Source organism: Bradyrhizobium sp. HKCCYLS1011, assembly GCF_051167795.1.
In the GTDB taxonomy this organism is placed as follows: domain Bacteria; phylum Pseudomonadota; class Alphaproteobacteria; order Rhizobiales; family Xanthobacteraceae; genus Bradyrhizobium.
Map to the genome: position 1 here is coordinate 16,109 of NZ_JBNPTT010000011.1, position 24,531 is coordinate 40,639.

Consider the following 24,531-nt stretch of genomic DNA (forward strand, 5'->3'; position numbering starts at 1 on the left):
TCCATCAGCGAACCATGGAGCCGGCAGCCAGTCCGAACGCAGCCTTTGCGGCAGCGCTCCGATCCGAGTGCTTGAAAGAGCTATTCACAACCCGCTGATAATGCTTGACCATCACCGAATCGAGGTCAGCCTGGAGCTGCTCGATCGAAGCGTCGTTGTGGATGATGAAATCCGGTTTGATCCGGTCGATGCGCTCGCTGTCGTGGACGCCCCACATCAGTCCGAACTTGTCGAAGAGGAACTCGCCGATCTTGCCCCATTTGAACTTGGCCGGCCTGGTACCTGGGCGCTTGATCATGATGACCACGCCGCCGAGCTTCCGGATCGCCTCAGCCTCGTTGGGGAAGCGCACGGAGTCGTTCATGACGGACTCGCCATCCCTGACGCCACGCATCCAGGTGTTCGACCACAGATCCTCGTTGATCAACTCACGGCCCCACTCGGTGCCGATCGTGATCTGGGCATAGCGTGAGGTGACGCCAAGCTCCGGGATCACGGACTCCTTCAGATCACCCTCCAGATAGCGGGTGATCATCTCGCTAGACATGCCGTTCGCCTGCAGCAGCACGGCCAGCATAGCCCGCAGCGGCTCGGCGATGTGACGCCGCTTGATGCCGTACTTCGTTTCGAGATGCAGAGCTGCGGTCGTCTTTCCAGAGCGCGCATAACCTGACAACCCAACTACCGACATTCAAATTCTCCTTTTGCATTCATGCAAACGATTAGGCAGCCAAAGACTGCGCCGGGACGCGGATGACGCGCTTCCCTGGCTTCCACTTGCCCTTCTGCAGGGTTGCGAGTGAGCGCTTCCCATCTGGGTATTGGATGGTCACGGTCACCGCCCAGCCCGATAGGCCCTTGTTGTAGCCCATGCGCAGATTCATCACGCCGGAGACGTAGACGCCCTCGTCGATCTCCGGCGAGTGCTTGTCGCCGATCGACATCTTGCGGCCGGCCTTGGCGAAGCCACGCACGGTGCCACGCGCGCCGTTGGCGCCACGGAAGCCGTGGTTGCCGACCTGGATGCCGTCGATCAGGTGGCTGTATCCGTCGACGCACCACTCGACCATGTCGCCCAGCTCAGGGCGCTTGAGTCGGATGGCATGCTCCAGCAGCGAGAACTTTGGCACCGGCAGGTCATTGTCGAGCGCATAGGAGCGCTCCTCGACGTATCCTAGATACGCATCCTCCAGCTGGAGTCCGTAGCGGATGTTGGTGCCGTCGTTGCGGTAGCGGCCCTCGCGGACATACCGCTCTAGCGCCAGGTCGTGGTTGCCCTCGGCGATGATTGTCTTCCGGTCTTTGCGCGCCAGCAACGACAGGAAGTCACAGACGCCTTCCACCTCGCTCTCGATGCTGTCGCGGCCACGGATTGCCATCTCATAGCTGTGAGCGTTGTCATTGACGTGGTGGTGGTTCCGCGCCTCGTTGTCGAAGATGTCGTGGAGGATGACGTTCTCTGGATTGAGGACGTCGACCATGCTGTTGAGATATTGTGAGCGACCGCCGCGCAGATCCCACCCGAAGATGGCCATGCAGTTGGTCTGATCCATCTTGCGGACATGGATATCCGGCATGGTGATCGCCTTTACGCGATGACCGACCGTCACCTCGGCATCCGCCACATGGGCGTCGAGGTCATAGAACGAGCCATCCTCGTTGGCCGTGATTTGCCGGCAGAAGACGTCACCGTCCTCGTCGACCTGGACTACGGTGGCACCCACCACCTGATGGAAGATCGACTTCACGCCGGCCTTACGCGGGATGACCTTCGGGCGCGTCACGGCGCCGGACGTCATGACCTGATGCGCCTGGACCGCCGGATCATCGGACGGGACTGACTTCAGCTGCCGCTTGGCATGCGGGAACACAGCCCAGCGACCGCGGCTGTAGGTCACGAGGTCGGAGATCGGCTGCGATGCGGTCGGCAGCGTGTTCATCTCGCCGCAGAACACGAAGTTGTCGCCGATCTTCATCTGGCCGAAGCACAGATACTCGGTCAGCTCGTTGCAGTACGAGCGCGCGGTCGGATTATTCTCGGCCCACCACTGGGTCTCGTAGGTCCACGGCCCAACGACGATCTCGGCGTCGAGGTATGCCGCATAGGCCTGGAGGTTGGCCCAGAACTCTTCGTGGAGCAGCGCATCGTTCTGCGCGCCCGTGAAGATGAAGTTCCGATTGCGGGCGTCCTTGATGGGGGCGACACGCAGGGTGTCGGTCATCCAGGTCCGCGGCGTCCCTTCCTTGGTCACGTAGCCGCGCAGGTTGCGGTCGTATCGCCGGACTAGGTAGGAGTCGATGATGATCGCTTCCGGATTGATGACGGGATAGCGGGATCTGGTTATCAGGTCGGTCACTTCCGACGACAGATCGACTGCCCGCATGTGGGCGTGCTGTTCGGCTGACAGCTCCTCGCCAGCCTCATCGGAGCCGCGGGTGACGGTGGCGGCGGGCTGCGGCGGGACGTAGAGAGACCAGTCGACGGCGAAGTGCTCTTTGCGCTTGCGCTTCAGCGCCTCTTCGGCACGGACCCAGTTCGGATAATTGATGCCCTCGCGGCGCTCTGCGGTCTTGGTGGCGGAGGCAAGGCCTCCACGCGAGCCCTGAGGATGATACCCCAGCTGCAGCAGGTCTTCGACGACCTTCTTTCTGCGGGCGCGCTCGGTAGTGGATAGCGTCATGGACCTGTCTAATTCTTGGAACAACCAATGATTTTGCACTAGCACATAATTTGCATTCATGCAAATATAAGGAGGATGCCGTGGGTCGAGGGAGCCAAGTTCTGGCTCAACGAGAAGGTGCGCGACGTCAACGACGGTTAGTGGGGCGCCGCCAGCCAGCGTCGTGCGATTGTTTCGTACATTTCTACCTGGTAATCAGCTAGTCGGATTGCACGGTTGCTGCGCGCGTTGGCTGCAGTATCCGCTGGACACGTGCCATCTGACGTTTTGCCGGTGGCGTTCGTCTCCGCGTTCATTTCATCCGTGCAAGATAGTCGATGATTGCATGCCGGCGACGGCACACAGTTTGGGGCATCAGGCGGATTCCGATCTCTCGGCATCGGCAGTGGAATATGGGGGCCACCCTTATCTGGCTTTGGACAAGAGAAGCGAACAAAGTTTTGCCAAGCCTCCTCACAGTGGATACTGTCCCGCATTTGAGCTGTGATTTGTAACAGCCGCGCAGCAAACCCGGTGACGTCCTGCCGGCTGACATCGGTCCACTGCTCGTTTGCACTCGCACGAATTGCGAGCCACACCTCGACGGCAACTACAAAGGACGGCAACGCGGAACGCGGATCGAACCTATCAAGTGCTCCGACCGTGCGCCCAGGCAAAGTGTAGAATGTGGGACTCGCAAGCGCATGGGCCGCTGCCAGCGCCTGTGCTAGAGCGGCAGAATCACCTGGTCGATCTGCAGCAACATCAAGTGCTGCATACACTTGCGCGCGCTCCTGCTCAACGGCACGCGCAAGAGCCAGCGCTTCCTCGCGTCGTTGCTCGAACGACAGGTTTGCCACCTGCCCTTCAAGGTCGTGCAAGTCAATTTCGATCGACACAACCTTGAGATAGAGATCGCGCAACGTCGTCGGATCCTGCGGGCCAGCGAGAGCAACCGCTTTGTCAGTGACCTTACAAAACGCAGCGATAACAGGCTGTAGGCCTCCGACTGCCCCACAGATCCCGCTCCAGACCTCCATTGGGGAAGCGGTCTGCGCCGCCGGAGCCCAGGCCATAGTGACTGCAGCAAATATCTTGGCAGCCGTGCGAGTTACTTGCCTTTTCGTGGCAGTGTTCTCCCGTGAGCGTTACCGATTAAACTTCACCTAGCGGGGCGTTTCTCCCTACTGTGGCACACTCGCGCAGGCGTTCGGCATTCCTGGGATGCTTCTCCGAAATGCGGTGCAAATCGCTTTGGCTCGTTCCAGGTCGCGCTGCGCTTTGTGCGGATCGGGCCCTGCGCGGGTGGACGCAGGGTGGGCCAGCCTCGGCTGCGCCGCCTCCAGCTTGCTCGGCGTCACCTCGTCAAAGGACCGCGCACGCGCCAGCCTGTTGGTCATCGCTCGCCGTGCATCCGGCGGAAGTTGTTTCTCCAAATTTTCCAGGCGCTGCTCGATCTCGACGAGATGCGGGCCCAACGCCTCGGCTGCGGTGTCTAGAGGCGGCCGGAACACGGCGATGACGCCGGGAGTGACGGTCCACTGGAGGTGGAGCTCGCCGTTGATGCGCGCCCCCTTGGCCGGATCAGGAAGCCCGAACTCTACGATCGCCCCCTGGCCGGAAACCAACGAAACGAAAGGCCCACTTGCCTCGCTCGTGTTCGTCAGGAAGGTCGAAGCAACGACGTTCACAGCGGTCGCAGCCGGCCGCGGAAGCAAGAACGCCATGCGGTTTGTGTCGAGAGGATGTTGGTCCTGGCTACAGTAGCCCTCGTTGCCCCAATTCCTCACGAAGATCGCCCATGTATCGTCCTGCGGGTTATCGTTGACGTGAATCGCGAGCGCGTACACAGGGTGCAGCTCGGTTGCGCAGCCGTGCTCGCAATCGAGCCCGGCAAGCCCGACCACGATGGCGAACTTGCCATCGATCATCGCACGTGCGCTCGCGTCATCCCGATCCACCGCCTCGTGAAAGGAGTTCCACCAAGGCGTTCGGAAGTGGTCGATGGTCTCGTCGGAGTCAAATTCGCTGTGGATATGCCCCCCGCTTGAGACGGTCAGCCCCTCTCCCGCCGGCGGCACGACGTTGATGTTGTAGTCGTCGTCGGTCCCCGGACTGGAGTGACCATCCCACGATACTGTTCCCTCCCAGGTCGCAGGCAACCAGTTCACGTGTCCGTGGATACTGTGCTGTGCACCCTGAGCGCACCAAAACGCATTCCACCCATCAGGCACGTCGATCGACGGGGCCTGGGTAGTACACTGGGTGTTCGAGAAAACGCCCGGGAGCGGGAAGCACTGCGTGTCCGCGTTGGGAAGCGATCCCGGATGGTGTTGCTGCCATGCCCACTTGGGGTTTAGCGGGAATCCATTGGCGTCAGTCGCGGAATGGACAAGGTCGAAGGGCGCGGGCGGGGTTGGAATTATCCTTCCGTGGTCGATCGTTAGCGTCACGAAAGCGTTTCCGACGCCACGGCACTGGTTCTCGGTGCCATCATCGTGGCCCCAATAGCCATTGTCACCGTAATGGTCATCCTCATACCCTAGGCGGAGGATAGCGTTGTGTGGATCAACCGTCGGGGGGATGACCATCGGACCGGTGATCGCGCCCGCAATGCGCACCAAGTCCGAATGGACACCCGGAATCCAGATAAGCCCGTGATACAGCCGGTCCGAATTAGGGCCGGACGGATCCACGTAGCGCTTCCAGGTAGACCCCGTCCCGCCGGTTTGGACGCAGCCGCCCGCCTGCACCGTCACGCGGTCCCCGGGACTGAACGTGATCTGGGGGTACGGCGACAGTCGCCTCGTGACGTTTGGCTCTGTGATACTGCACGTCGTTTGCCCTGGACCCGTCGACGAGCAGCCAACTTGTTCGTTAGCGGTTGCTGGGAGACAGCTCGCAAGCTGAACCACGAGGACGGTTGCCGACATCAGGGCACTTGTTGGATTGCGCGCGCGCATGAAGCTGCCTCGCCCAACAGGAAATGCACACCCTCAGCCACAATTTGCCTTGAATGGCTGAACGCTACGCCCATTCAATTCCAGAAACAAGGGACGGGTTGTAATTTTTTTTAATGTATCTTCCTGCGCGGGCGAACTGTCCGTTCGCTGCCGAAGTTGTTTGACCCCGTCACAAATCCAACTGTGAGATAAACGGGTTAGGCACAAAAAAATGGGCCCCAGGCCAGCAAAGGCTGACACCGGGGCTAAGTCTGGATGCCGGTTGACCCGGCTTATGGTTGTTTGATTGCCAAGTATTTCATGATGCGATCGACGACCGCGTCAGGCATCTTCATCACTTGCTCGGCGATCCCATCCATCCGTTCGGTCAGACGGGTCTCGATAGCCTTCACGGTGTCCCAGGAGGCGTACTCCTCGGCGACTTTCAGCCGGAAGTCGGCCAGCTCCTTTTCGAGATTGTGGGCTTTCTCGGTGGCTGCTTTCGCGGCAGCTTCTCCGGTTGCCTTGGCTTCGTCGATCTTGCCGCTGAGGCGCCAGGAGATGGTGAGGATCAGGCCGATAAGGGCAACGGTCGGGCCGTAGAGGCCGGCGAGACCTTCCAGGCTGATCACGTCCATGGGTGGGGGCGTGGCCATCAGTTCTTTCCAATCTGGTCGATCTCGGCGATGCACTGGGCAACGCCGTCGATATTGTGATTTGCGGTGATGAGGGCAGCTCGGTAGCGGGCGGTGACCGCGACCTTGTCCATGCCGGCTTCGATCGGCGGCAGGGCCACCTTCTGAGCAACTTTCTCGCAGTCAGCCAGGCCGGGCGGCAGGTCGCGCAGAATTTCGTTACCGGATGTTAGACAGCCACCCAGACTCAGCGGGAGTAAGACGAGCGCCGCTGCGCGCAGGATGTTTCGCCACAGGTGCATGGGGCTTGACCTTGGGTTTGGGGGCTTGGGCGGGCTTCGGCTGCTCCTGAACCGGCTCGGGCTGGGGCGCAGGCTGTGCGACCGGCGGCTCGGGACAGACCGGGACGGCTCGGGGTCTCGCCTGCTCGGCGGCGAGCTGCAGCTTGATGGCGCCAAGATCCCTGCGCAGGGACTCGATCGTGCCGCGCTCGCTGGCAATGCCAAGAGCGTGCGCGCAGCCGAGCGCGACGATGAGGGGGATGGCGACGACGCCGATCTTGCCATCCCTGGAGGTGAGGAAGTCCAGGACGGCTTTCGCCTTCTCCCGGACCGTGGGGACGAGCCCCACGATCTTTTCGATGATGGACATGATTACCTGTTGAGGTTCTGGCCGGTCTGGTGGTCCTTCAGACGAGCCTCGATGACATCGCCGTAGCAGCGCCACAGCACGAACCCGACGACGATCGCGCCGACCCACCAGTACGGCAGGAGCCCGACAACCACGTCGTGGGCGGAGTCCAGGATGCCCTTGGCAACCTGCACATGGCTGACCACGTCCTTCGCCTTGTCGAGGACGCCAGCCGTGTTGGCGCCTCCGATCGCGCCGGCACCGACGATGACCTTGGTCAGCGTGGACCCTTTCTGGGCCGCCTGGATCGTCTTGGAGCCGGAGGCTGCCAGATCATCGGCCGTGGCGTTTGCGCGCTCAGGCGAGGCCGGACGAGGCGCTATGGCCTTGTCGAGCGCATCCGTGGTCTCGGCATTCGGATGACCGGTGACCTTCAGGCCCTCGCGCCGCTGGAACGCCGCACAGGCGCCCGTGGTCAGGTCTCCCCAGTCCCCGTCGATCTTACCAACGTTGTAGTTCAGGTCCTTCAGCTTCTGCTGATAGACCAGCGTGACGGACTTGCCGGGCTTGGCCTCATAGTCGCCGCTCGCCAGGCGCCGCTCCCAAGCCGTGTCCGCGGCCTGCATGCGGGTGTCGTAGTGGTTCTGGGCATAGCCGGAGCCGTTGTAGCCCTTGGCGAAGCTGGTGAAGTCCTTCGTGATCAGGAACCGATCGAGCTTCGAGTGCAAGATCTCGCGGCAGAGCGCGTCGACCTGCTCCGCGATGCCCCGCGACAGTTCGGCAACCATCGCCGTGGCGCTCTCGTATTTCAGGCCCTCGGCGTTGAAGCCCATGGTCTGGCCGAGGCCCCAGGACGCCGCCCGGTTGGCGACCTCCTCGTCGATCTGACGCGCCTTGGCTATGAGCGACAGCCTGCCGGCCGACTTGCCCTGGTCCTTGTACTGGGTCTTCGGCGACCACTTCGGGATCGCGAGGCCGGCGGCGATCGCCGCCTTCAGCTTACTCGGCTGGTGGGCCTGCAGCTCGGAATAGAACTTGTGGCGCTCGAACAGCAGCGTCGGGGTGTGGTTGTCCTCCTCGAAGGGCTTGCCGGACGTTTCGCACTCGACGACGGCCAGCAGCGAAGACGCCGGCCAGCCGTGCTGGTTCGCCGCCGCCACGATGGCGTCGATGATCTCTTGACTGAACATGTTGGATTCCGTGGTTAGGGAGCCGCGTTTCCGCTGCCGGGCGCTCCAGGAAGCACACCGCCCATCGGCTCTCCGGGCATTGGTCTGAGGAACAGGTCGTCGGCGCGGTCGCTGTAATCGACGCCATCGCCGGGGGCTCGGCACTGCAGGTTGGAGCGGATGCCGGTGCTCTTGATGTACGTGTGGGTCGCCTTCTCAACGACGTAGGAGCCGTTGATGCCGTCCCGCATTTTGGTCACCAGGATCGTCTGCGCATCGCGGATCCATGGATCACCTTTTGCGAGATCGAAGACGGCCTCGACGGAGGCGCGCTTGATCGCTCCGGCTTTCGCCGCCGCGGCAGCCTCAGCCTCCATCTGGGAGTTGAAGATCTGACCGATGGTGAACGGGTCGCCTTCGCCACCCGGCAGTGCGGACGAGATCCATTTCCGGATGTGCAGGTCCTTGTCCCAGTAGGCGGCCTTGACCTCAGACGCCTCGTTGCGGCCCGAGTAGCGCACGCGCCACGTTCCAAAGTGCTCCGGTTGCAGCACCAGCGTCGGCAGCGCGATGCCGCTGACGCTCTCGGTCGAGTCCCGCGGAACGAAGACCAGGTTGCCGTCAGCCACCTTGCCAACGGCGCCGAACATGCGCTCCAGCTCGTGGATCATGTGCAGGTTGCTGACCTGCTGGTTCTTGAACGGGATTTGCCGGCCGGCCAGATCGCTTGGGATCGACAGCTGGAGGCCGGATTGAGAGGCCATCTCGCCGAGGATGTCGCCGACCGTCTTGTTGCTGAAGTTGGCGATCTGCGGGGCCTTCTTGATGTCGTTGAAGCCGGTCGACGTGCCGGTGAGCTGGATGCTCCGCGGCATGCCCTCGAAGATCACGTCGTCGATCGTGTAGGTCCCGAGATAGGCAAGACCGATCTCCTTATAGCCAAGCCAGACCTGGATCATTTCTCCGCCGAATGGCCTGGCGATGCGCCAGTCGCGATCGTCGACTTCGATCTCGCATCGATCGCCCTCGCCCCCGCCGGACGTGAGTTCGACCTTGATCTTGGTGGTCCGATCATTGAAGTGATCGGTGATATCGACCCCGCCTTTGTAGATGCGGTAGATCGGGGTGTAGCCAGTAGCCACGCACGCCTCCAAAACGAAAAAGGCCGCCCCGAAGGACGGCCCACGCGCGAATGCGTATAGATCTGCGCCATACGCGACTGCGTATGCGTCAGGTCCAAAGGAAAAGCTGCGGAAGGACGGGCACCTCGGTGACCTTCACCGGAGGCTCCGGGAGGTTGATGCTGACGCCCATCGGCAGAACGATGCCATACAGCTCGATGCCGTCGTTCTGCTCGGTCACCCACTCCACAAGCCGGTTGCTGGTCGAGCCGTATCGCGCGTAGACGATGCGGTCGAGCCGATCGAACATCTTGGTGACGTAGGTCGACATCAGGTGGCCCAGAAATCTTGAACGGCTGCCGCGTTCAGGTCATCGCCGTACCGCGTCAGCTCCAGCTGGAAGTCGATCTTGTGCGCGATACCGATCGCGCCGATCTTGGACTCCACGGTGCGGAGCCGCTTGATGACGAAGTTTCCGAGGTTCTCGCTGCCATAGGACAGTGAGCCACCCGGCTGCGTCAGCGGATAGAAGCGCGCCAGGATGTAGGGCTTGCCGGATCGGCCGGCCTGATCGAGTAGCTTGATGGTTGAAAGACCGCCGAAGTGATACGGATACATCCGCCCTTCGACGACGATGTTCTCTTCTCCAGGCCCCGTGAACTGCATCGCAGGATCGCGCGACAGGCGGTCATTCGAGACCCACGTGAATTGGCGATCGCGCTGCAGCTGTTCGAACCCTGGGGTGTCGTTCTTCGGCAGTGGGACGTAGAAAAGGATCACGTTGTCGCTCGCAGTAGGTTCGAGCGAACCCAATCCCATGAGCACAGAAGCCATGGAATCCTCTCAAAATAAAAAGGCCCCGCCGGATGGCGAGGCCTCTATCGGTGGAAGGTGTGTCCCGGCCCCGTGGGGCCAGGCGCGTTAGGTGTATTCGGACTCGCTGTCGTGAGCGCGCCAGTTCATGGACTCGTCGATACGACGCTGGACCAGCAGCGCGAGCGCTTCCGGATCGTGAGAACCACCGTTGATGTGGATCGCGACCTGGCCGCCTGCGCCCGCACGAGCGTCGCCAGCACCAGCACCCGGAGTCGCGGGCATCGGCACCTTGCTCGTGGCATCGCCAGGAGATGGCACCTTGCTGGTCGCGTCGCCCTTCAGACCGTTCTCGATGAACTTGCGATAGTTCATCGCGCCCTGGCGGCCCCTGCCCCAGCTGGAGCCTGGTCCGACCCAGTCTGTGAACTCGTTGCCGTCCTTCGGGCTGATCTTGAACCCCGGGATGCCGGTCCGACGCGATCCGTTCGGGTCAGTCGGCAGGCCCTGGTCGGTGTAGCCACCGACCGCATGGCTGCCGCCGAGCGCCGAGTTAGTGAAGGCGTCGTACTTGGCGAACTCCTTCGGGTTGGCCTGCAGCCTGCGGATTGCTCCGTAGATCTCGCCACGGCGGATCGGTCCGTAGAAGCTCTTCGGGTTGATCTTGCCGTCTGCGCTGAAGCCGAGCATCTGACGCAGGGTCTTGCCCTGCATGTCAGCGCGGTTCATGAGGCTCTCGATCGTACCGCCCCGGCTTGCGCCCTCAGTCGCCTGCATAGCGGCCAGGTGCATCCTGAGCGTCGGATCGTTCTTCAGCTCCTCGGCGAACCGAGCGCGGCGGGCCTTCAGGAACTCAGAGCCGGCCAGGCCAGCTCCAACACCATCGCCAGCAGCCGAACCGCCACCGCCAGTGAAGCTGGGCATCTCGCTGGGGCTGATGATCCCGTTCTTGACGCCGCTGCCGAACGAGGTCACGCCGCTGCGACGCAGGATCGCGCCGCTGGAGCCGACGCCGAAGTCAGGCAGAGCGCCACCGGGCGTGCTGCCGAACAGCGCGGTCGGGCTGCCGCTTCCTGCCCCGAGGGCCACGATGCCACCGCCGGAGCCGCCGCCTCCGAACGAAGATGCGATGGCGCTACCGGTGGACCCGAAGCCGCCGCCGATGAAGGCGGCCTTCTCGACATTGCCGCCGAGCTTCTTCAGCTGATCCGTCAGATCGCCGACCTGGCTGGTGCGACGACGACCGGAGAAATCGGTCGGGCCGGTGTAGCTCGACCGCTTCAGCAGCTCCAGACGCTTGAGGTAATCCTCAGTGCTCTCTCCGGGCTGCATCGCCGGAGGCGGCACCCAACCCTTGCCCTTGAACTTGTTCTCGACCTTGGGCTGGCCCTTGTTCTTCCCGGCCTCCTTCTGGAGAGCATCCATGTCCTCGGTGGTGTTGTCGGCACGCCCGTCGCCCATCATGATGCCGCTGAGCATGCCGCCGCTGATGACGCCGAGGCCCATCTTGGCGATCAAAGCGGTGATGGCTTTGCCCATCACGCCCTTGCCGACGCCCTTGAGCGCAGCGCCGATGGCAACGATGCCGACGACTAGGGACGAGAACACGCTCAACACCGGGGCCAGCGCCGTCAGCGCGACCACCAATGCGGTAATCCGGCCGGCGAACTTTCCGACCACCTCAGGATCGGACGAGTTCTGTCCGAACATCTCGATGATGATCTTCCCGGCAGAGCCGATCGCAGAAACGATCGAGGTGATGCCCTCAGCGAGGCCTTTGCCGAACTTGCCGATGTTCTCTGCACTCCAGCCACTCTGGCTGCCCGGCTTGCCGAAGACCTGGTCCAGGAGATCGCGGAGCGTTGCGCCGTTCTTCCCTGTGAAGCCCTCGATCAGACCGTTGATGAACGCCTTCAGGCGCTCCTTCATGCCGCCGGTCTTGAGCGACTCGTACATGTCGCCAGCCCAGACGCTGATCTGCTCGATGAACGGCTTCAGCGTGTCGCCAATCTCCGCCTTCAGCACCTTCCAGACCGCACCGAGGCGGTCCAGCATGTTCTGAAGGCCCTTCTGATATTCAGCCCAGGCCCGGCTGATGCCGTTGTTCTCTGGGTTCTCCGCCGCCGCTCGGCGGGCGATCTTCAGGTTCTCCCACATGTTTTCCGGCGCATCGATCATGTTCTTGATGATCGGACCGAACTCAGAACCGAAGAAGGCATGGAGCGCCTGGCTGCGCTGTTCGAGATCCTTGATGTTACGGAAGGACTCGATGATCTTGAACAGACCCTCATCCGGGTTGTTCTTGACCAACGCACGCATGTTGCCGAGCGAGCCGAAGCCAAGCTTGCCGGGGATCGACATGAAGAGCTTGTCCTCTTCAGTGCGATGCCCCTTGCTGTTGATCATCTTGCGCTTCGTCTCCAGCTCGGAGAACTGCTCGCCAAGATGGGACAGGAAGCGCGACGCCTGACGTGCCTGAGCGCCGGCCAGGATCGCGGCGTTGCCGAATGCCATGGTGCTGACGTCGGACATGCCAACCGAGGCACCTGCGCCGAGACCGGATCTCAGGAACGACAGAGTTTCTGCCGGGTCGGTTGCGGTCTCTGACGCGAGGGTCGACGCGATGTTGAACTTGCGCGTCAGTCCCGTGATGTCGTTGCCCTGCATACGACCGGAGCCGATTTCCTGGGCGACGGCACGGCCGATCGCAGTCGTCATCTCGCTGGAATCGATGCCGAAGCGTTTCGCGGTCTTGAAGGACAGCTCAGCCGCGGCCTTGGCCATCCCCTCAGGGACGCCGGCCTTTGCAGCTTCGACCGCGCCGCCCATCAGGGTGCCAGGGTCGATACCCATCCTGACAGCGGTGGGGAGCGCCCAGTTGTCGCGGAGGTCGCGAGCATTGAGCTTGGACTGGTCCATGTTCATGCGCGCGGAGGTCTCGGCAGCGTCGACGTCGACAGCCGCGCGGACTGAGGACCTGGTGCCCATGGCAAGGCCAGCGGCGGACAGGGCTCCGCCGATTCCGACCGTCCGGCCCATGGCACCAAGCCGACCGGGGACTTCCCGGACGCGGTTGAACCCGCGCCTCAGGCTGCGACGGACGCGAGCACGCTCCTCAAGCGCCTGCTTCTCAGCGCGAGCGCGCTCACGGGCCGCCTGGCGCTCCTGACGCTCCAGCTTCTCCAGGTGCTGCTTATGCTCCCTTTCCGCCTTGGCGAGCGCCCGCTTCTTCTCCGCCTCGGTTTTGTCGGCGAGTCGCTTTCGGGCTCGCTCCATCACTTCGTCGCGCCGCTGCTTTGCCAGCTCTAGCCGGTTCAGGGCCTGATGGTGTCGGGAGACAGCGCGCTGGTGTCTCTCGTGCTCCTGCATGTAGATGTAGCGGAAGGCACGGGCGTATCCGATCTGGTCGCGGAGCTGACGTGCCAGCTCGACGCGCTTCTTGCCGGTCGACTTCTGGAAAGCGCTGACCGAATTGTTGATGTCGTTGGTGATCTTGGTCCAGACCGTCGTGTTCATCCGCCCGAGCATCTTCTGCTCGCGAGCCCAACGCTTCTGCTCATCGGTCAGGCGGTTGAAGCTCTTCTCGGTGGTCTTGAGCGCCTTCTGCGCTTTGCCCTGGATCTCGGGGTCGATGATGGACCCCTTGATTGGGGCCGCAGCGAAACTCTTCTTGATCTGAGTTTCGAGCTGCTTGATCTGGGTGAGGAGCCGTTTGATATTGGCAGAGGCCTGGTCTTCGGCCGTAAGCCTGGCCCTGATATCGAGAGTTTCGTCGGCCATCACCGCTCCTGGAAAGGGAAAGGGTGACCCGGGGTTAACGCCCCCGGGCCTTTTGCGCTGCTTCCATCGCTTCCTGATCGCGCTTGTTCAGGAACTGAACGCCATCGGCGATTAAGAGGAAGTCGTCCCATTCGAGCGCCTCGACGGCGTCAAGCGTCCAGTGGAAGCGCTCAAAGATTGGGAACGAGTCCTCGATTATTCGTCCGATCCGTTCAGCATGGGCTTCAAAAAACCCTCGAACCACGCCTTCATCGGACCGAAGTCCTCGATGTCGATCTCGGCGATGATCTTCTCGTCGACCTCGCACAGATCGGCGAGCGCCTTCTCGAAGGCCGCAACGCTGTCGCGATCGACGTTCTTCACGAAGTTGCGGAGATCGCGCACCTTCGGCCGGCGAGCCTTGAACTCGATGTAGTTCGCGCCGCGGTACTCGAAGGGCTGGGTGAGGTTGAAAACTTTCTGGGTCATTGGTTTGCACACACCTATGTGACAGGAAAAGAAAAAGGCCCCGCCGGGGATGGCGAGGCCTCAAGTTTCGGAAAATCCGGACTTACGAGTAGAAGCCCAGGATGTTCCGCGCGTTGGCGGTCTTGTCGACGCCGCCGATGTTCGTGATCTTGTTGAAGACGTCGATCTCCGTGACGAGCTTGTTGTCGATGTAATGCGCGTAGTAGTTGGCGCAGACATTGATCGTCAGCTCGACCTTCTTGCCGGGCGTGACCTTGCCGGGCTTGATCGCCTTGATCAGACAGCTGGTGTTGATCAGGACACCCTTCTCACCGCCGTTCGGGGTGATGAGGTAGCCGCGGAAGAAGATCGGCACGTCCAGCGAACCGGGGCCGTAGCCGAGGCTCTGCCAGATGTCCTCGTCCCAGGTGTGGAGCTGAAAGTCGAACTCGATCTTCTCGATGCCCATCGGGATCTCGACCGTGCCGTCCATACCGCCACCGCGGAACTCTTCGACCTCGATGTTGATCTCAGGCGGCTGAAATTCGGGCGACTCGCCGATCTTGCCGATGTCATTGATCCAGACGGTGAAGTCCTGGAGAATGTTGGAGTCGCGAAGGGAATTGGTTGCCATTTAACTCTCCGGCCATGCCAGAGCGCGCCCGGCCCCGAAGGACCGAGCGGCTCATGGATTAGCTCTTGGTGTTGTGGATGTTGCTGAGACGGAGCAGCGCTTAGCCGTTCGCAACCTGCCGGCTGAATTCCTCGATGAAGTCCGTGTAGTAGGCAGGGTTGCGGCGAGCGCGGAACTGCAGGTGCTCCAAGCAGGCCGGCGGCTCCAGATCGAAGTCGACCGTCAGCTCGCCGTTTGCGAAGGTCGCCGGGGTGTTGACGGAGCTGTCGATCCAGCACTTGCCGCCGATCAGGGCGCCGCGGGAGCGGAGCAGTCGGAGGTAGGCATTGACGTCGCTCTGGATGCTGGTCAGCAGCTGCTGGCTGAACGGCTTGTCCAGGCGGGTGCGCTCGGCGCGCTCCAGGCTCTCGTAGACCATGTCCGCGGTGCGGCGGACCGACAGCTGCGCCCAGAGGGCGTCGGTGCCGGTGTTGCGTAGACCCCAGAAACGGAAGCCGTCATCGTGGATGATGGTCGTGATCTGGTTGGAGTTGAGCATGTTGGCTTCGCAGTCGCGGTCGTTCGGCATGAAGTCGACCGGACGTGCGGGGCCGCCGATGTTCTGGATCAGCTCGTTCGAGAACGAGTACCAGAAGCCCTTCTCCTCATCGACGCGCGCCTGGATGCCGGCCGCGTAGGCCGAGGCAGGCTTCTGCACGTAGACGGAGTTCTCAGTGTCCCAGGACAGGACGCCAGGGTCGACGATCGAGATGCGCTGGCTGCCGTAGTCGCCGCGGTACTCGACCGCGTCGTCGTAGCTCGTGCCGGGACCGTCGAGGAAGGCCACCGCGCGGAGGCGATCGACGATCGAGCCAAACGCCACGCCGACCGGGTTGGCCACATGGCCGAGGGTCGCGGTGACGGTCGCGCCTGCGCCGGCACCGCTCACGGTCACCGAGGGGACGTCCGTGTAGCCGTAGCCCGGGTCGGTGATGATTGCGCCGGTCACCTTGCCGCCGACCACCTGGGGCACCGCCTTCGCCTGCCGGCCACCGGCCGGAGGAGCATCGATGGTGATCGTGGTCGTCGCGAGCACGTAGGCGCTGCCGACGTCGCCGATGACAAGGTTCTTGACGCCATTGGTCGGACGACCCGAGGTGAGGCCGGGCGCACAGAGCAGCTTCGGGATGACCTGGAGCAGCGGACGCGCCTTCAGCAGCGACCAGATGCCGGTCTTGCCGGTCGGCGAGCCAACCGCATTGGACCAGGTCTCCCCGATGCTCTTACCTTCCTCGATGCGGGTCACCACGACGACAGCCGACTTCTGGCTGTAGATGGCGTCCACGGCGTCGAGCAGGGTGCCGTCGCTCTTGAGCTGGCCTGCCTTCAGGGCGTCTGCGAACACCGCGACCGGAGTGTTGAGCGGGAAGATGTCCGGGTCGGCGTTCGGGGCGGTGCCGACCAAGCCGATCACGTTCGACTTGACGGTCTCAACCGGTCCCGAGGGGCTGTCGAGTTCGATCGTCTCGATGCCGTGGAGATATTGAACAGTCACGTAGGGTTCTCCCAACAAAAAAGCCGCCCGGTGAGGGGCGGCTGCATGGAGTGATGACGATGGGCGCCGATCAGTCGATCAGCGGCCCTTCTTGATTTTCGATGTATCGCTCGACGGCTTTCGAAACGATCTCGAAGGTCTTTGGCATCCTGATGTCCAGCGTCAGCATGATCGCGTAGCGGTCATCTGCGGAGCGGTTGAAGACGTTGTGATAGTGGGCACTGTTGAAGCACCACGCCTCGCCTTGCGGATAGGCCTTCTGGTGGATCTCCAGGCCGCCTGCTGCGAAGTCGGCCAACTCAAAGACCTGAGTCGGGATGACCTCGTAGCTGACGCGATCGCTTGAAACGATCGGGACATGCACGATCAGCTCGTACCAGTTCGGCCGTCTCTGGCCAGTTGCCGCGACACCAGCGATCATCGAAACCTCTGTGCCGTGTCGATGCCAGGTCAGGCTCTTGCCTGCCCCGAGACGGTTGAGACGCACGCGCTGCCCCTCACCGCCAAGCTCGGCGACGACCTGCTTGATGTAAGGCGAGCTGTCTGCGACGGGCGTCCATGTGCTGTCCGTCCGGCCGGCGTAGCCCTCCTCGGTCAGATCGTCATGGATCGAACCGTGCGGAGCGACCAGCGAAAGGCCATGCCAGCACTCTGCGATGCGGTCCTTGTGCCGGCTCTTGGAGCGAAATGGCACGAACAGTGCTGGATCGATTTTCGATAGCTCCCACTGCAAGATATCGGCATCGTATTTCTCGCCGAGATTTAGGTGCGGGATCTTGTCCAGCTTCGTGACAAGATCAGCGAACTTCGACATTGGCGTCCTTCTTCAATACGGGCCGCAGAATCTCTCCGCTGAAGCCCACCATCCATCGTCCGGTCAGGATGAACAAAGCCGCACGGAAGAAGGCCAGGTTGTAGAAGAACTCGGCGTTGCAGCTGTGCGTCCAGTTGTCTCCGCCCTGGTACATGCAGGCGCCCTGACAGAGCTGCAGCACGGGGCAGCTTTGGCATTCCGGACGCTTGCTCCAGTGCCTGGACGTGTTGAGCGCGATATTATCGAAGTCGCTGACGTGACCAATCTTGTGGTTGCCGTTGGCGCCCACGTTCTGGCAGGTCATGACGTTGCCCTTGAGATCGACGGCCAGATACTCCGGCATGTCCATCCCGCACTTCTGGAACAGCACGTCGGAAGGCCGTTCATTGACCATTGAGCTAACCGCACGGCGCAGCTTGTCGTGGATCGCGCTCGATCGGATGGCGGACCCGTCGACGAGCTGGTGTGACAGCGCGTCGCTGAACTGGGCTAGCTGCTCCTCCGAAAAGATCGAGGACGGGTCGCTGGCATAGCTGTGAACCACGCCCTCGAACGCGACATTGCAGCCGGGGAAGTAATCCTGGAACCAGTCGATGATGGCGTTGACGTTGTGACTGGCCGGCGTCAGAACCGCGTTGAACGAGAAGCGCGGATGGAACGTCCTCTGCGCATACTGGATCATCGCGAACTTGTGTGGGTCGCAGAACGGGTCCTCGCCGCGAATGTGCTGGCCAGGCCCGTCGTGGCTGATCGCCATCGAGAATCCCCAAACCTTCAGCTTGTCAACGATCTCGCGGCTGAGAAGCTCGCCGTTGGTGATGATCGAAAAGCGCGCATTCGGAAACTTCGCGATCAGCGCAGGCGCCAAGATCTCGATATGCTTCCAGTAGAGCAGCGGCTCGCCGCCCCACAGTTCGACCTTCTCCATCCCCTCTGGATTTGCGATCCAGCTGTCGATGTTGGCCAGAAACTCGCTGGCGTCTCGAGTCGAGGACAACGCCGCCTTGTGAACCTGGATCGCCTGCAAGCAGTAGAGGCAGGACTTCTGGCAGGCGAGCCCAAGCTGGATCTTCAACTTCTTGACCTCTCGCACCTTGCGGCCTGGCTCGTCGTAATCGACGGCGATGAATGGCCGGCCTGGCGATGGCGTGGTGTCCAACAGAGGATTGCCTGTGAAGTCGACGGCACGAAACCCGTTGTCGTCCGTGAGACGTGAGGTGTGCTGATCATAGAACAGGGGCACGACATCCCCGTCCCTGCTCAGCATTTCCAGGCGGATCATTTGCTTCCTTCCAGATAGTCTTTCAGGGGGAGCGGGTCGCTGAACTTGCAGATCGTCGTGCCGTAATCGACGGGCGACCAGGTGACCCTGCGGTATTCCGGCGGCGACAGCTCGCCCTTGGCTACGGTGAGCACGGTCTCTTTCTTGAATTGACCGAGCATGCAGTTCGGATGTGCGCTGACGTGATTGGTCTCTCGTCCCGCATACAAGCGAGACCAGAAGCACGAGACGCCTTCGCTCCAGAAGAATCCGACGCCCCAGTTCACGAGGTCGACCGCCGCGTCGGACCAGATCGCGCCATCAGCGCGCGAAAGGTTCGCTTCAGGATCTTCGATGAGAAGACGGATCGTGATATTGGCGCTATCCAGCCATCGGACGAACAGTGTCCAGGCAACGAGATGCCCACCGTCGTCGAAATAGCCCCAGAAGTGGCACATCGCCTCGCCGAAGCAGAGGTCGACGTGATCCTTAGCAAGCTTGCGGAAGTTCGCCGCTGCCGGCGCGCCCCGATCGTTGCACCACGCTCCCGGCCCACTCGAATGCTTGTCGATGATGGCGCACATGTCATCGTAATCTGCCGGCGTCAAATAGCGGATCGAGGGCATGGAGCATTTCCTTTCAGCGCCAGAGCTTGGCGCCCATCACTGGTTCGACGATCGTCGCTTTTAGCGGCTTCGTGATCTCAAGCATCGTCGGACCGATCCATTCGTGTCCGGCCAGGCTGATGTGGCCCTCGGCGATGTAGACGAAGTTTCCAGGCTCGACCTCAAAGGTGTCGCCGGCCTTGCCCCCGACGAAAGCACGCTGCCAGAACACGGGGGTCTGGCTCTTCGGCGTGATGCAGTGATATTCGCTGCAGTCAGCCGTAGCGCGTAGCCGGTAGTTGTCGATGCCCCGCACGAACTGCGTCGCGCCGCTGCCCAGCGGCCGCGGGTCAGGTTCATGATCGCCGCCGAGAGCTTCGAAGCCACCCTTGGTGTAGACCGGTATCGTGTGCAATGGCCTCGCGTCGTCCTTGCCTTTGAGAAGGTGGGCGATCGCCGGGGCGTCGGCTGCCGTCAAGCCGCGCGTCAGCTCGGATGGCGGACAGATCCGCTCATCGCCGGCATTCGCGGTGAAGATCGTGACCGTGAATTTCTCGAACCGAAGTCGCCTGAACTGCATCGTCACACCTTCGGAGTTTCTACTGGCAGGCCGACCGGGTCTTCCATTGGCCTGTCGATGCGATACGTGAACTTCCCCTCCGGCGAGGCTGGGACAAGGAGCTTCCCATCCAGCGCCAGCTGCGCGAGGTACCGCGAATGGAAAGCATGCGCCGGGAACTGCATGACTATCGCTCCGCGCTGCTCCTCAGCCGAGTGATTCAGCGGAATGAATACATTCGGTTTTGTCAGACGCCCAAGCGTGTCGTGGATGAACTCGACTCGTGCCCAGCCATCTGGACTTTGATCCAGGATTTTGTAGCTGAAGGTTGTGCTCAGGGTCTGATCCATGTGGTCCTCACTTCCCGCAAGCGCAATCGCAATTGCAGGCACAGTTCCATTCGTCGTGCCCGGACTTTCCGTAGAACTGCGACATGTGGAAGTTCGACGTCGGAAAGTTTCCGGTCAGGGTTGAGACCCCGTTCGTGTAGTAGTAGACCCGTCCGGCGTACTGGCTCATGTGGTTGCCGTAGCCGAACACGGCGTTAACGGTCGAGAAGCCGACCGCACCTGAGGAGGGCACAGCCATTATGTGCCCTCCAACGCTTCGACTTTATCGGCCAGCGCCTTGATCGCCTCTACTAGAAGCGCAATCACCTGCACGTACTGGATGTTCAGAAATTCGTAACCGGTCTTGCTCTCACCGTTCTCATCACGATCGAACGGTGCGAGCGAAAGAGCTTCGGGAAGCGCTTCGAGGAGATCCTGCGCAAGCAGGCCAGCCTTTCGGCCAATCTGCTCAGGCGCCCCGACGACCTTGGCAAGCGCGCTCTGGACGTATGTGACTCCGCGGAGCCTCCTGACCTTATCGATCGGATCCTCGATGACCTTGATGTCATCCTTCAGACGAATGTCAGAGAAGCCGTAGACGATGTCACCGGTGGCCACAATCGTGCCGCCGCCCACAGGGCCCGTGCCAACTCCGAGCGACGTGCGGAAATAGCCGTCACCAGAAGCAGAGACGCCGAACCGCTGCGATGCGCCATCAGACCAGCCGCCAAGCCGCCACCAGTTGTCGTTGTCGAGGCTCGCCTGTATCGCATAAGCACCGCGATGAAAGCTCATGATCGCAGCGCCCTGATCCGGCGCGTAGACCGTGAGCGCCCCGAAGGTGTTGCGCTGAAAACCGATTCCAACCCCAGAATTGAGCTGGAACAGATGCGTTCCAGTCCAGGTCGGCGAGATCGTGAAATCGATCGGGATACTCGCATCCGACCGCAGATACGTGACCGCGGCCCCACCGGCAGCGGATGCACCAGCCTTGCCGGTCGGTGTTGCGCCAACGAGACCAAGGTTCGTTCGAGCCGCGGCCTTGTCCGGAAGGTCGCTGAGGTTCTGGTCCTTCTGCAGCTTGCCGGCTACCGTGGTTGTCAGCGCGCCGACCACGCTCTCGTCTGAGGCCAGCTTGTCGCTGATCTCCTTGAGCGTGTCCATTGTACCGGGAGCGCCGTTGATCAGCGCATCGATCGCATTTTTCACATAGGCAGTAGAAGCTGCGTTCTGTGAATTGTCGCCGGCCGCAGGGGTAGGAACCACCGGGCTCGTCGTGAAGTTGACGGTAGCAGTGAACGTGCCGCCCACGTCCTTCTTGATGTAGAAGCTCGGATCGAAGAGCTGGGCGTTCGCCGCATAGATTGCGCACTGGTCGCGAGCAGCAAGAGCGTCTGACTTCATCTGGGCGACCGCAGCCTTGTCCTGCCCGGTCTGGGTCGCGTACGTCGAAGCCGTGTCGCGATAGCCCTTGGCAGCGTCTCGCGCCGTCTGGGCATCCGTCACAGCTTGCGTCACTACCTGCGGCAGCGCGGTGCCGACATAGATCACCCAGTCGTCGAACGGTCCGACGTTACCGAATATCTGGATCGGCTGCAGGGTCAGCTGGCCGGCGACACGGTCCCATGCGATCAGCTTGCAGAACGCATAGTCGGTGTTGTTGGCCTTGCGGACCACAGTCACGAACGGCGACGGTGCGAACAGATCCCGCTCCGCCGCATCGAAAATCGCGAAGGTCTGGGTCGTGGCGACGTCGAGCGTCACCGAGTTGTTGGCGTGCGCCAGCAGGAAGCCCTGCTCGGAAACCAGCGCGATCTTGTCGAGCGCTGGCGCCAGAACGAGATCGAGACGATTGAGGGCGAGTCCCTCGACGTAGGAGGTCAAGCCGCCGATGGCAGCAAGACCGTCCTCGTTCGAGTTGATTCGACGGTCGAGGTCTTCGAAGCGCTGGTTCCAATACTCGGGGTCACCGAGATTATCCCTCGCCTTGACCCGATAGAATTGATCGTACCTGCGCGCCATCGGGCTTAGACCTCATCGTAGCCGATGACGGCGTCACCGAGGCCGGCGATCAGGTTTCCCTTGACGATCGCCTCCTGCCCGGGACGCGCCCAGATCTTAGGAGCGATCTCGACGGCCCGAGCGAGCTTCAGGCGATAGTTCTTCGTCGGATCGACGGCCGCCTTCGGGGGAGCGACCGGCGCAGCAGCGGGTGCAGCAGCCGCCGGAGCGGCTGCGTTTTCAGTGTCTGCCATGAAGTTGAGTCCTTACTTGGTGTAGAACGACCGCTCGGCGACGTGGTAGGTGACCTGCGGCGAGTTGGTCGTTCCGGTCTGCTCGATCGTGAACTGCGTGGTCCCGGCCGGTAGACTGAAGGTGTAGGTCTTCTGGTAGCGCTTCGCCTGGGTGTCCATCAGCTCGGTGACCGTCGTGTCCGGCGCGTACTCAGTCGAACCAACCCGGACCGAGATGCCGTAGGTATGCGGCGTCGGATCGAACATTTCGAGCAGGTTCACGAACGTGACGTTGTGCGCGACGTTGGACAGCGCCGGCACGTGCATCGGCGTCGAGACATGCTTGAAGGCAGTCTTTGGCCGCGAGACGCTGACGCGCGACCCAGTCAAATGCAGGATCGGCATCATGTCGGTCGTGCCGACGAAGCGAGCCCGGAACTGCGCGAGCGGCGGAGCCACGGCGAGGACACCAGCGTTGTCTTCGATCAACGGCTGCCATTCACCTGTGCCGTTCGGCCGCATCTCGTAGACCAGTTCGCACGAACCAGGCACCCACTGCTCAGCCAGGATATCGACATCCCGGAATCCGCCGTCCAGGTTGATCGGAGCGAACTCGATCGCGACCTGAGACGAAGCGAACTGAGCACCATAGACCTGGATCATCATGTCCTTGGTCAGGTCGCCCATGTAGTAGATGCCGTCCGTCGAGTAGAAGAACGTTCCATCCAGATAGGACTGACCCGAGGTCATGCCGATCTGATGGTTCGCGTTCGAGATGAACACGAAGGCATAACGCTTGCCCTTCGCAAGGAAGGTCGGCTGGATCGGGCAGATGTTCCAACCCGTGACGATGTTCTGCTGCGCGTAGACCGTCTTGAGGCAGACCTTGTCGAGGTCGGGCTGACCAGCAGTCACTTCGCAGAGAGCAATGTGGATGTCTTCGTTCGCGCCCTTCGCCGTGATGTAGAACCCGAGCTGGGTCGCGATGATGTCGTTTGATACCAGGAAGGTCTGAGCAACCTGAGCACCGTTGATGGCGAGGTTCGTGGTGACCTCGTACATGAACGGCTCTTCCCAGGTGTCGAGCCAGTAGTAGTCGGTGCGGGTCACGCCATAAGGCATGCCGCCATGGGTGCTGTCCTGGAACCAGGCCTGGGTGACCGTCGAATATTCGACCGTGTTGAAGTCGTAGAGGTTAGCTGCGCTCGGCGGCTCGCCTGGGGTTCCCCACTGGTTACCGTTGGTGCAGACCGAATAGCTTCCACCATACCGGATGCGCGTGCGGGACATGTATCCCACCTGCATGCTATGTACCTGATAGCCGTACTGAGCGATGCCGAGCGACTCGGTGTATGCGCCGGTTTGGATCTTCAGTACGTTGCTGTACTTCGGCATCAGATAGCCGCCGGCAAGCGCCGCGTTCGGGTCGTTCGCCGAGAACAACGAGATCTCGAACTGATTCTTGTTGGCATCGTTGAAACGGATGCCCTCCTCGACCTTGGCGTCGAAGCCAAGCATCTGAGAATTGTTCATGTCCGACTTGTTCTGCAGCAGGAAGAAGTCGGTGTCGAAACCAGAGGCGTCCGCTGGATAGCGCAGGCTCTCCTTCACGCGCGCCAGATCCAGATAGACCCTGGTCAGGTCGGACTGGCTGCTCAAGCCGGATACGCGATTTGCGAGGTCCGCAAGGTCGGAGGCCAGTGAGGTGACGCGCGGCTCGATGATCGAGCGGAAGGCTTCGAGCAGGTCGGTGCGGATGTCCAGGGCGTCGGTCGAGACCACCTGGTTCTGATCCTGGACGTCGATCGAGATGATCTGGGTCGTGTCCAGCAGGACGTTAGCGATCACCACGTGGGTCGCCGGCACAGCCGCCGGGACCGGATCGGCGGCCTCGGCGCCGGCCGTGAACACGATCTGGACATCGCGCGAGCGGGTCATCGCGACCGAGCGCGGCTCGACGGTGCCGGTGTCGACATCGGTCAAATAGTCGCGTTGCTCCACATCGGTTTCGACCTCCTGGCCATAGGCCGAGACCGTCACGATGCGCCGAGCAGCTGCGGCCACGTAGGTGGCGAGCGACTGGGTCAGCACCGCGCGAAGTGCGTAGACGGCGCCAGTGTCGTAAACGCGACCTGCACCGACCGTGACCTCGACCTGACCGGTCTTGGTGACCATCAGGCCCGAAAACTTTCGGGTCGCGGAGACCGCATCGGCGACGATGTGGTCCATCGCCGTCTGCACGTATTCCTGGATGTTGTTGTGATCGGTCGCGACCTGCTCCTGATAGTCGCGGAAGATGACTTGCTGGTCCATCTAAGGGCCTCTTGCTGCGAACGCGAAAAAGCCCACCGTCCCCGCGGACGA

Annotated in this window: 24 protein-coding genes; all 24 read right to left on the reverse strand. The window is 61.8% G+C overall.

Annotation, left to right across the window (positions count from 1 at the left end; genetic code table 11):
- Window positions 1–4 precede the first annotated feature (4 nt).
- Window positions 5–691: a hypothetical protein gene (locus ACQR1W_RS31070; RefSeq protein ID WP_434854337.1), complete on the reverse strand. Its 687-nt coding sequence runs from the start codon at window positions 689–691 to the stop codon at window positions 5–7.
- Window positions 692–722: 31 nt separating this feature from the next.
- Window positions 723–2,681, reverse strand: a complete 1,959-nt coding sequence (locus ACQR1W_RS31075; RefSeq protein ID WP_434854338.1) for a hypothetical protein — start codon at window positions 2,679–2,681, stop codon at window positions 723–725.
- A 137-nt stretch (window positions 2,682–2,818) separates the two neighbouring features.
- Window positions 2,819–3,583 carry a hypothetical protein gene (locus ACQR1W_RS31080; protein ID WP_434854339.1) on the reverse strand — a complete coding sequence of 255 codons (765 nt, stop codon included), beginning with the start codon at window positions 3,581–3,583 and terminating at the stop codon, window positions 2,819–2,821.
- 261 nt (window positions 3,584–3,844) lie between these two features.
- On the reverse strand, window positions 3,845–5,356 hold the full coding sequence (locus ACQR1W_RS31085) for a hypothetical protein (RefSeq protein ID WP_434854340.1): 1,512 nt from the start codon (window positions 5,354–5,356) through the stop codon (window positions 3,845–3,847).
- 539 nt (window positions 5,357–5,895) lie between these two features.
- Entirely contained in the window at window positions 5,896–6,258 is a 363-nt protein-coding gene (locus ACQR1W_RS31090) for a hypothetical protein (RefSeq protein WP_434854341.1), read from the reverse strand.
- Window positions 6,258–6,398: a hypothetical protein gene (locus tag ACQR1W_RS31095; protein WP_434854342.1), complete on the reverse strand. Its 141-nt coding sequence runs from the start codon at window positions 6,396–6,398 to the stop codon at window positions 6,258–6,260. Before ACQR1W_RS31095 ends, ACQR1W_RS31090 begins: the two co-directional genes overlap by 1 nt.
- Before the next feature lie 58 nt (window positions 6,399–6,456).
- A complete protein-coding gene (locus ACQR1W_RS31100; RefSeq protein WP_434854343.1) occupies window positions 6,457–6,888 on the reverse strand; it encodes a hypothetical protein in 432 nt (143 codons plus the stop codon).
- 2 nt (window positions 6,889–6,890) lie between these two features.
- Window positions 6,891–8,057: an N-acetylmuramidase domain-containing protein gene (locus ACQR1W_RS31105; RefSeq protein WP_434854344.1), complete on the reverse strand. Its 1,167-nt coding sequence runs from the start codon at window positions 8,055–8,057 to the stop codon at window positions 6,891–6,893.
- A gap of 14 nt (window positions 8,058–8,071) precedes the next feature.
- Window positions 8,072–9,178 (reverse strand): phage late control D family protein, encoded by a 1,107-nt coding sequence (locus tag ACQR1W_RS31110; RefSeq protein ID WP_434854345.1) that lies wholly within the window; start codon window positions 9,176–9,178, stop codon window positions 8,072–8,074.
- 88 nt (window positions 9,179–9,266) lie between these two features.
- Window positions 9,267–9,488 carry a tail protein X gene (locus ACQR1W_RS31115; RefSeq protein WP_434854346.1) on the reverse strand — a complete coding sequence of 74 codons (222 nt, stop codon included), beginning with the start codon at window positions 9,486–9,488 and terminating at the stop codon, window positions 9,267–9,269.
- Window positions 9,488–9,991, reverse strand: coding sequence for a phage tail protein (locus ACQR1W_RS31120; protein ID WP_434854347.1), 504 nt, complete (start codon window positions 9,989–9,991; stop codon window positions 9,488–9,490). The genes ACQR1W_RS31115 and ACQR1W_RS31120 overlap by 1 nt, the downstream gene beginning before the upstream one ends.
- Window positions 9,992–10,078: 87 nt before the next feature.
- The gene (locus ACQR1W_RS31125; protein WP_434854348.1) at window positions 10,079–13,750 is read right to left on the reverse strand and encodes a hypothetical protein; all 3,672 of its coding nucleotides are present in this window, start codon (window positions 13,748–13,750) and stop codon (window positions 10,079–10,081) included.
- A gap of 195 nt (window positions 13,751–13,945) precedes the next feature.
- On the reverse strand, window positions 13,946–14,218 hold the full coding sequence (locus ACQR1W_RS31130; protein WP_316200889.1) for a phage tail assembly protein: 273 nt from the start codon (window positions 14,216–14,218) through the stop codon (window positions 13,946–13,948).
- An 82-nt stretch (window positions 14,219–14,300) separates the two neighbouring features.
- Window positions 14,301–14,831, reverse strand: a complete 531-nt coding sequence (locus tag ACQR1W_RS31135; RefSeq protein ID WP_434854349.1) for a phage major tail tube protein — start codon at window positions 14,829–14,831, stop codon at window positions 14,301–14,303.
- A 100-nt stretch (window positions 14,832–14,931) separates the two neighbouring features.
- A complete protein-coding gene (locus ACQR1W_RS31140; protein ID WP_434854350.1) occupies window positions 14,932–16,365 on the reverse strand; it encodes a phage tail sheath subtilisin-like domain-containing protein in 1,434 nt (477 codons plus the stop codon).
- Between the two features lie 70 nt (window positions 16,366–16,435).
- The gene (locus ACQR1W_RS31145; RefSeq protein WP_434854351.1) at window positions 16,436–17,179 is read right to left on the reverse strand and encodes a hypothetical protein; all 744 of its coding nucleotides are present in this window, start codon (window positions 17,177–17,179) and stop codon (window positions 16,436–16,438) included.
- Window positions 17,163–18,461, reverse strand: coding sequence for an SPASM domain-containing protein (locus ACQR1W_RS31150; RefSeq protein WP_434854352.1), 1,299 nt, complete (start codon window positions 18,459–18,461; stop codon window positions 17,163–17,165). Before ACQR1W_RS31150 ends, ACQR1W_RS31145 begins: the two co-directional genes overlap by 17 nt.
- The gene (locus tag ACQR1W_RS31155) at window positions 18,458–19,066 is read right to left on the reverse strand and encodes a hypothetical protein (protein WP_434854353.1); all 609 of its coding nucleotides are present in this window, start codon (window positions 19,064–19,066) and stop codon (window positions 18,458–18,460) included. Before ACQR1W_RS31155 ends, ACQR1W_RS31150 begins: the two co-directional genes overlap by 4 nt.
- Before the next feature lie 13 nt (window positions 19,067–19,079).
- A complete protein-coding gene (locus ACQR1W_RS31160; protein ID WP_434854354.1) occupies window positions 19,080–19,625 on the reverse strand; it encodes a hypothetical protein in 546 nt (181 codons plus the stop codon).
- A 2-nt stretch (window positions 19,626–19,627) separates the two neighbouring features.
- Window positions 19,628–19,954: a hypothetical protein gene (locus tag ACQR1W_RS31165; RefSeq protein WP_434854355.1), complete on the reverse strand. Its 327-nt coding sequence runs from the start codon at window positions 19,952–19,954 to the stop codon at window positions 19,628–19,630.
- Between the two features lie 7 nt (window positions 19,955–19,961).
- A complete protein-coding gene (locus ACQR1W_RS31170) occupies window positions 19,962–20,192 on the reverse strand; it encodes a hypothetical protein (RefSeq protein WP_434854356.1) in 231 nt (76 codons plus the stop codon).
- Window positions 20,192–21,955, reverse strand: coding sequence for a tail fiber domain-containing protein (locus ACQR1W_RS31175; RefSeq protein WP_434854357.1), 1,764 nt, complete (start codon window positions 21,953–21,955; stop codon window positions 20,192–20,194). The genes ACQR1W_RS31170 and ACQR1W_RS31175 overlap by 1 nt, the downstream gene beginning before the upstream one ends.
- A 5-nt stretch (window positions 21,956–21,960) precedes the next feature.
- The gene (locus tag ACQR1W_RS31180) at window positions 21,961–22,188 is read right to left on the reverse strand and encodes a hypothetical protein (protein WP_434854358.1); all 228 of its coding nucleotides are present in this window, start codon (window positions 22,186–22,188) and stop codon (window positions 21,961–21,963) included.
- A 12-nt stretch (window positions 22,189–22,200) separates the two neighbouring features.
- Entirely contained in the window at window positions 22,201–24,480 is a 2,280-nt protein-coding gene (locus ACQR1W_RS31185; protein WP_434854359.1) for a hypothetical protein, read from the reverse strand.
- Window positions 24,481–24,531 lie beyond the last annotated feature (51 nt).

Bases quoted from the DNA above. Each gene is read 5' to 3' on its own strand.
- ACQR1W_RS31175 (WP_434854357.1), bottom strand. From the start codon at position 21,955: ATGGCGCGCAGGTACGATCAATTCTATCGGGTCAAGGCGAGGGATAAT.
- ACQR1W_RS31170 (WP_434854356.1), bottom strand. From the start codon at position 20,192: ATGGCTGTGCCCTCCTCAGGTGCGGTCGGCTTCTCGACCGTTAACGCC.
- ACQR1W_RS31125 (WP_434854348.1), bottom strand. From the start codon at position 13,750: ATGGCCGACGAAACTCTCGATATCAGGGCCAGGCTTACGGCCGAAGAC.
- ACQR1W_RS31155 (WP_434854353.1), bottom strand. From the start codon at position 19,066: ATGCCCTCGATCCGCTATTTGACGCCGGCAGATTACGATGACATGTGC.
- ACQR1W_RS31165 (WP_434854355.1), bottom strand. From the start codon at position 19,954: ATGGATCAGACCCTGAGCACAACCTTCAGCTACAAAATCCTGGATCAA.
- ACQR1W_RS31180 (WP_434854358.1), bottom strand. From the start codon at position 22,188: ATGGCAGACACTGAAAACGCAGCCGCTCCGGCGGCTGCTGCACCCGCT.
- ACQR1W_RS31070 (WP_434854337.1), bottom strand. From the start codon at position 691: ATGTCGGTAGTTGGGTTGTCAGGTTATGCGCGCTCTGGAAAGACGACC.
- ACQR1W_RS31185 (WP_434854359.1), bottom strand. From the start codon at position 24,480: ATGGACCAGCAAGTCATCTTCCGCGACTATCAGGAGCAGGTCGCGACC.
- ACQR1W_RS31090 (WP_434854341.1), bottom strand. From the start codon at position 6,258: ATGGCCACGCCCCCACCCATGGACGTGATCAGCCTGGAAGGTCTCGCC.
- ACQR1W_RS31130 (WP_316200889.1), bottom strand. From the start codon at position 14,218: ATGACCCAGAAAGTTTTCAACCTCACCCAGCCCTTCGAGTACCGCGGC.
- ACQR1W_RS31150 (WP_434854352.1), bottom strand. From the start codon at position 18,461: ATGATCCGCCTGGAAATGCTGAGCAGGGACGGGGATGTCGTGCCCCTG.
- ACQR1W_RS31145 (WP_434854351.1), bottom strand. From the start codon at position 17,179: ATGTCGAAGTTCGCTGATCTTGTCACGAAGCTGGACAAGATCCCGCAC.
- ACQR1W_RS31120 (WP_434854347.1), bottom strand. From the start codon at position 9,991: ATGGCTTCTGTGCTCATGGGATTGGGTTCGCTCGAACCTACTGCGAGC.
- ACQR1W_RS31160 (WP_434854354.1), bottom strand. From the start codon at position 19,625: ATGCAGTTCAGGCGACTTCGGTTCGAGAAATTCACGGTCACGATCTTC.
- ACQR1W_RS31075 (WP_434854338.1), bottom strand. From the start codon at position 2,681: ATGACGCTATCCACTACCGAGCGCGCCCGCAGAAAGAAGGTCGTCGAA.
- ACQR1W_RS31105 (WP_434854344.1), bottom strand. From the start codon at position 8,057: ATGTTCAGTCAAGAGATCATCGACGCCATCGTGGCGGCGGCGAACCAG.
- ACQR1W_RS31100 (WP_434854343.1), bottom strand. From the start codon at position 6,888: ATGTCCATCATCGAAAAGATCGTGGGGCTCGTCCCCACGGTCCGGGAG.
- ACQR1W_RS31135 (WP_434854349.1), bottom strand. From the start codon at position 14,831: ATGGCAACCAATTCCCTTCGCGACTCCAACATTCTCCAGGACTTCACC.
- ACQR1W_RS31115 (WP_434854346.1), bottom strand. From the start codon at position 9,488: ATGTCGACCTACGTCACCAAGATGTTCGATCGGCTCGACCGCATCGTC.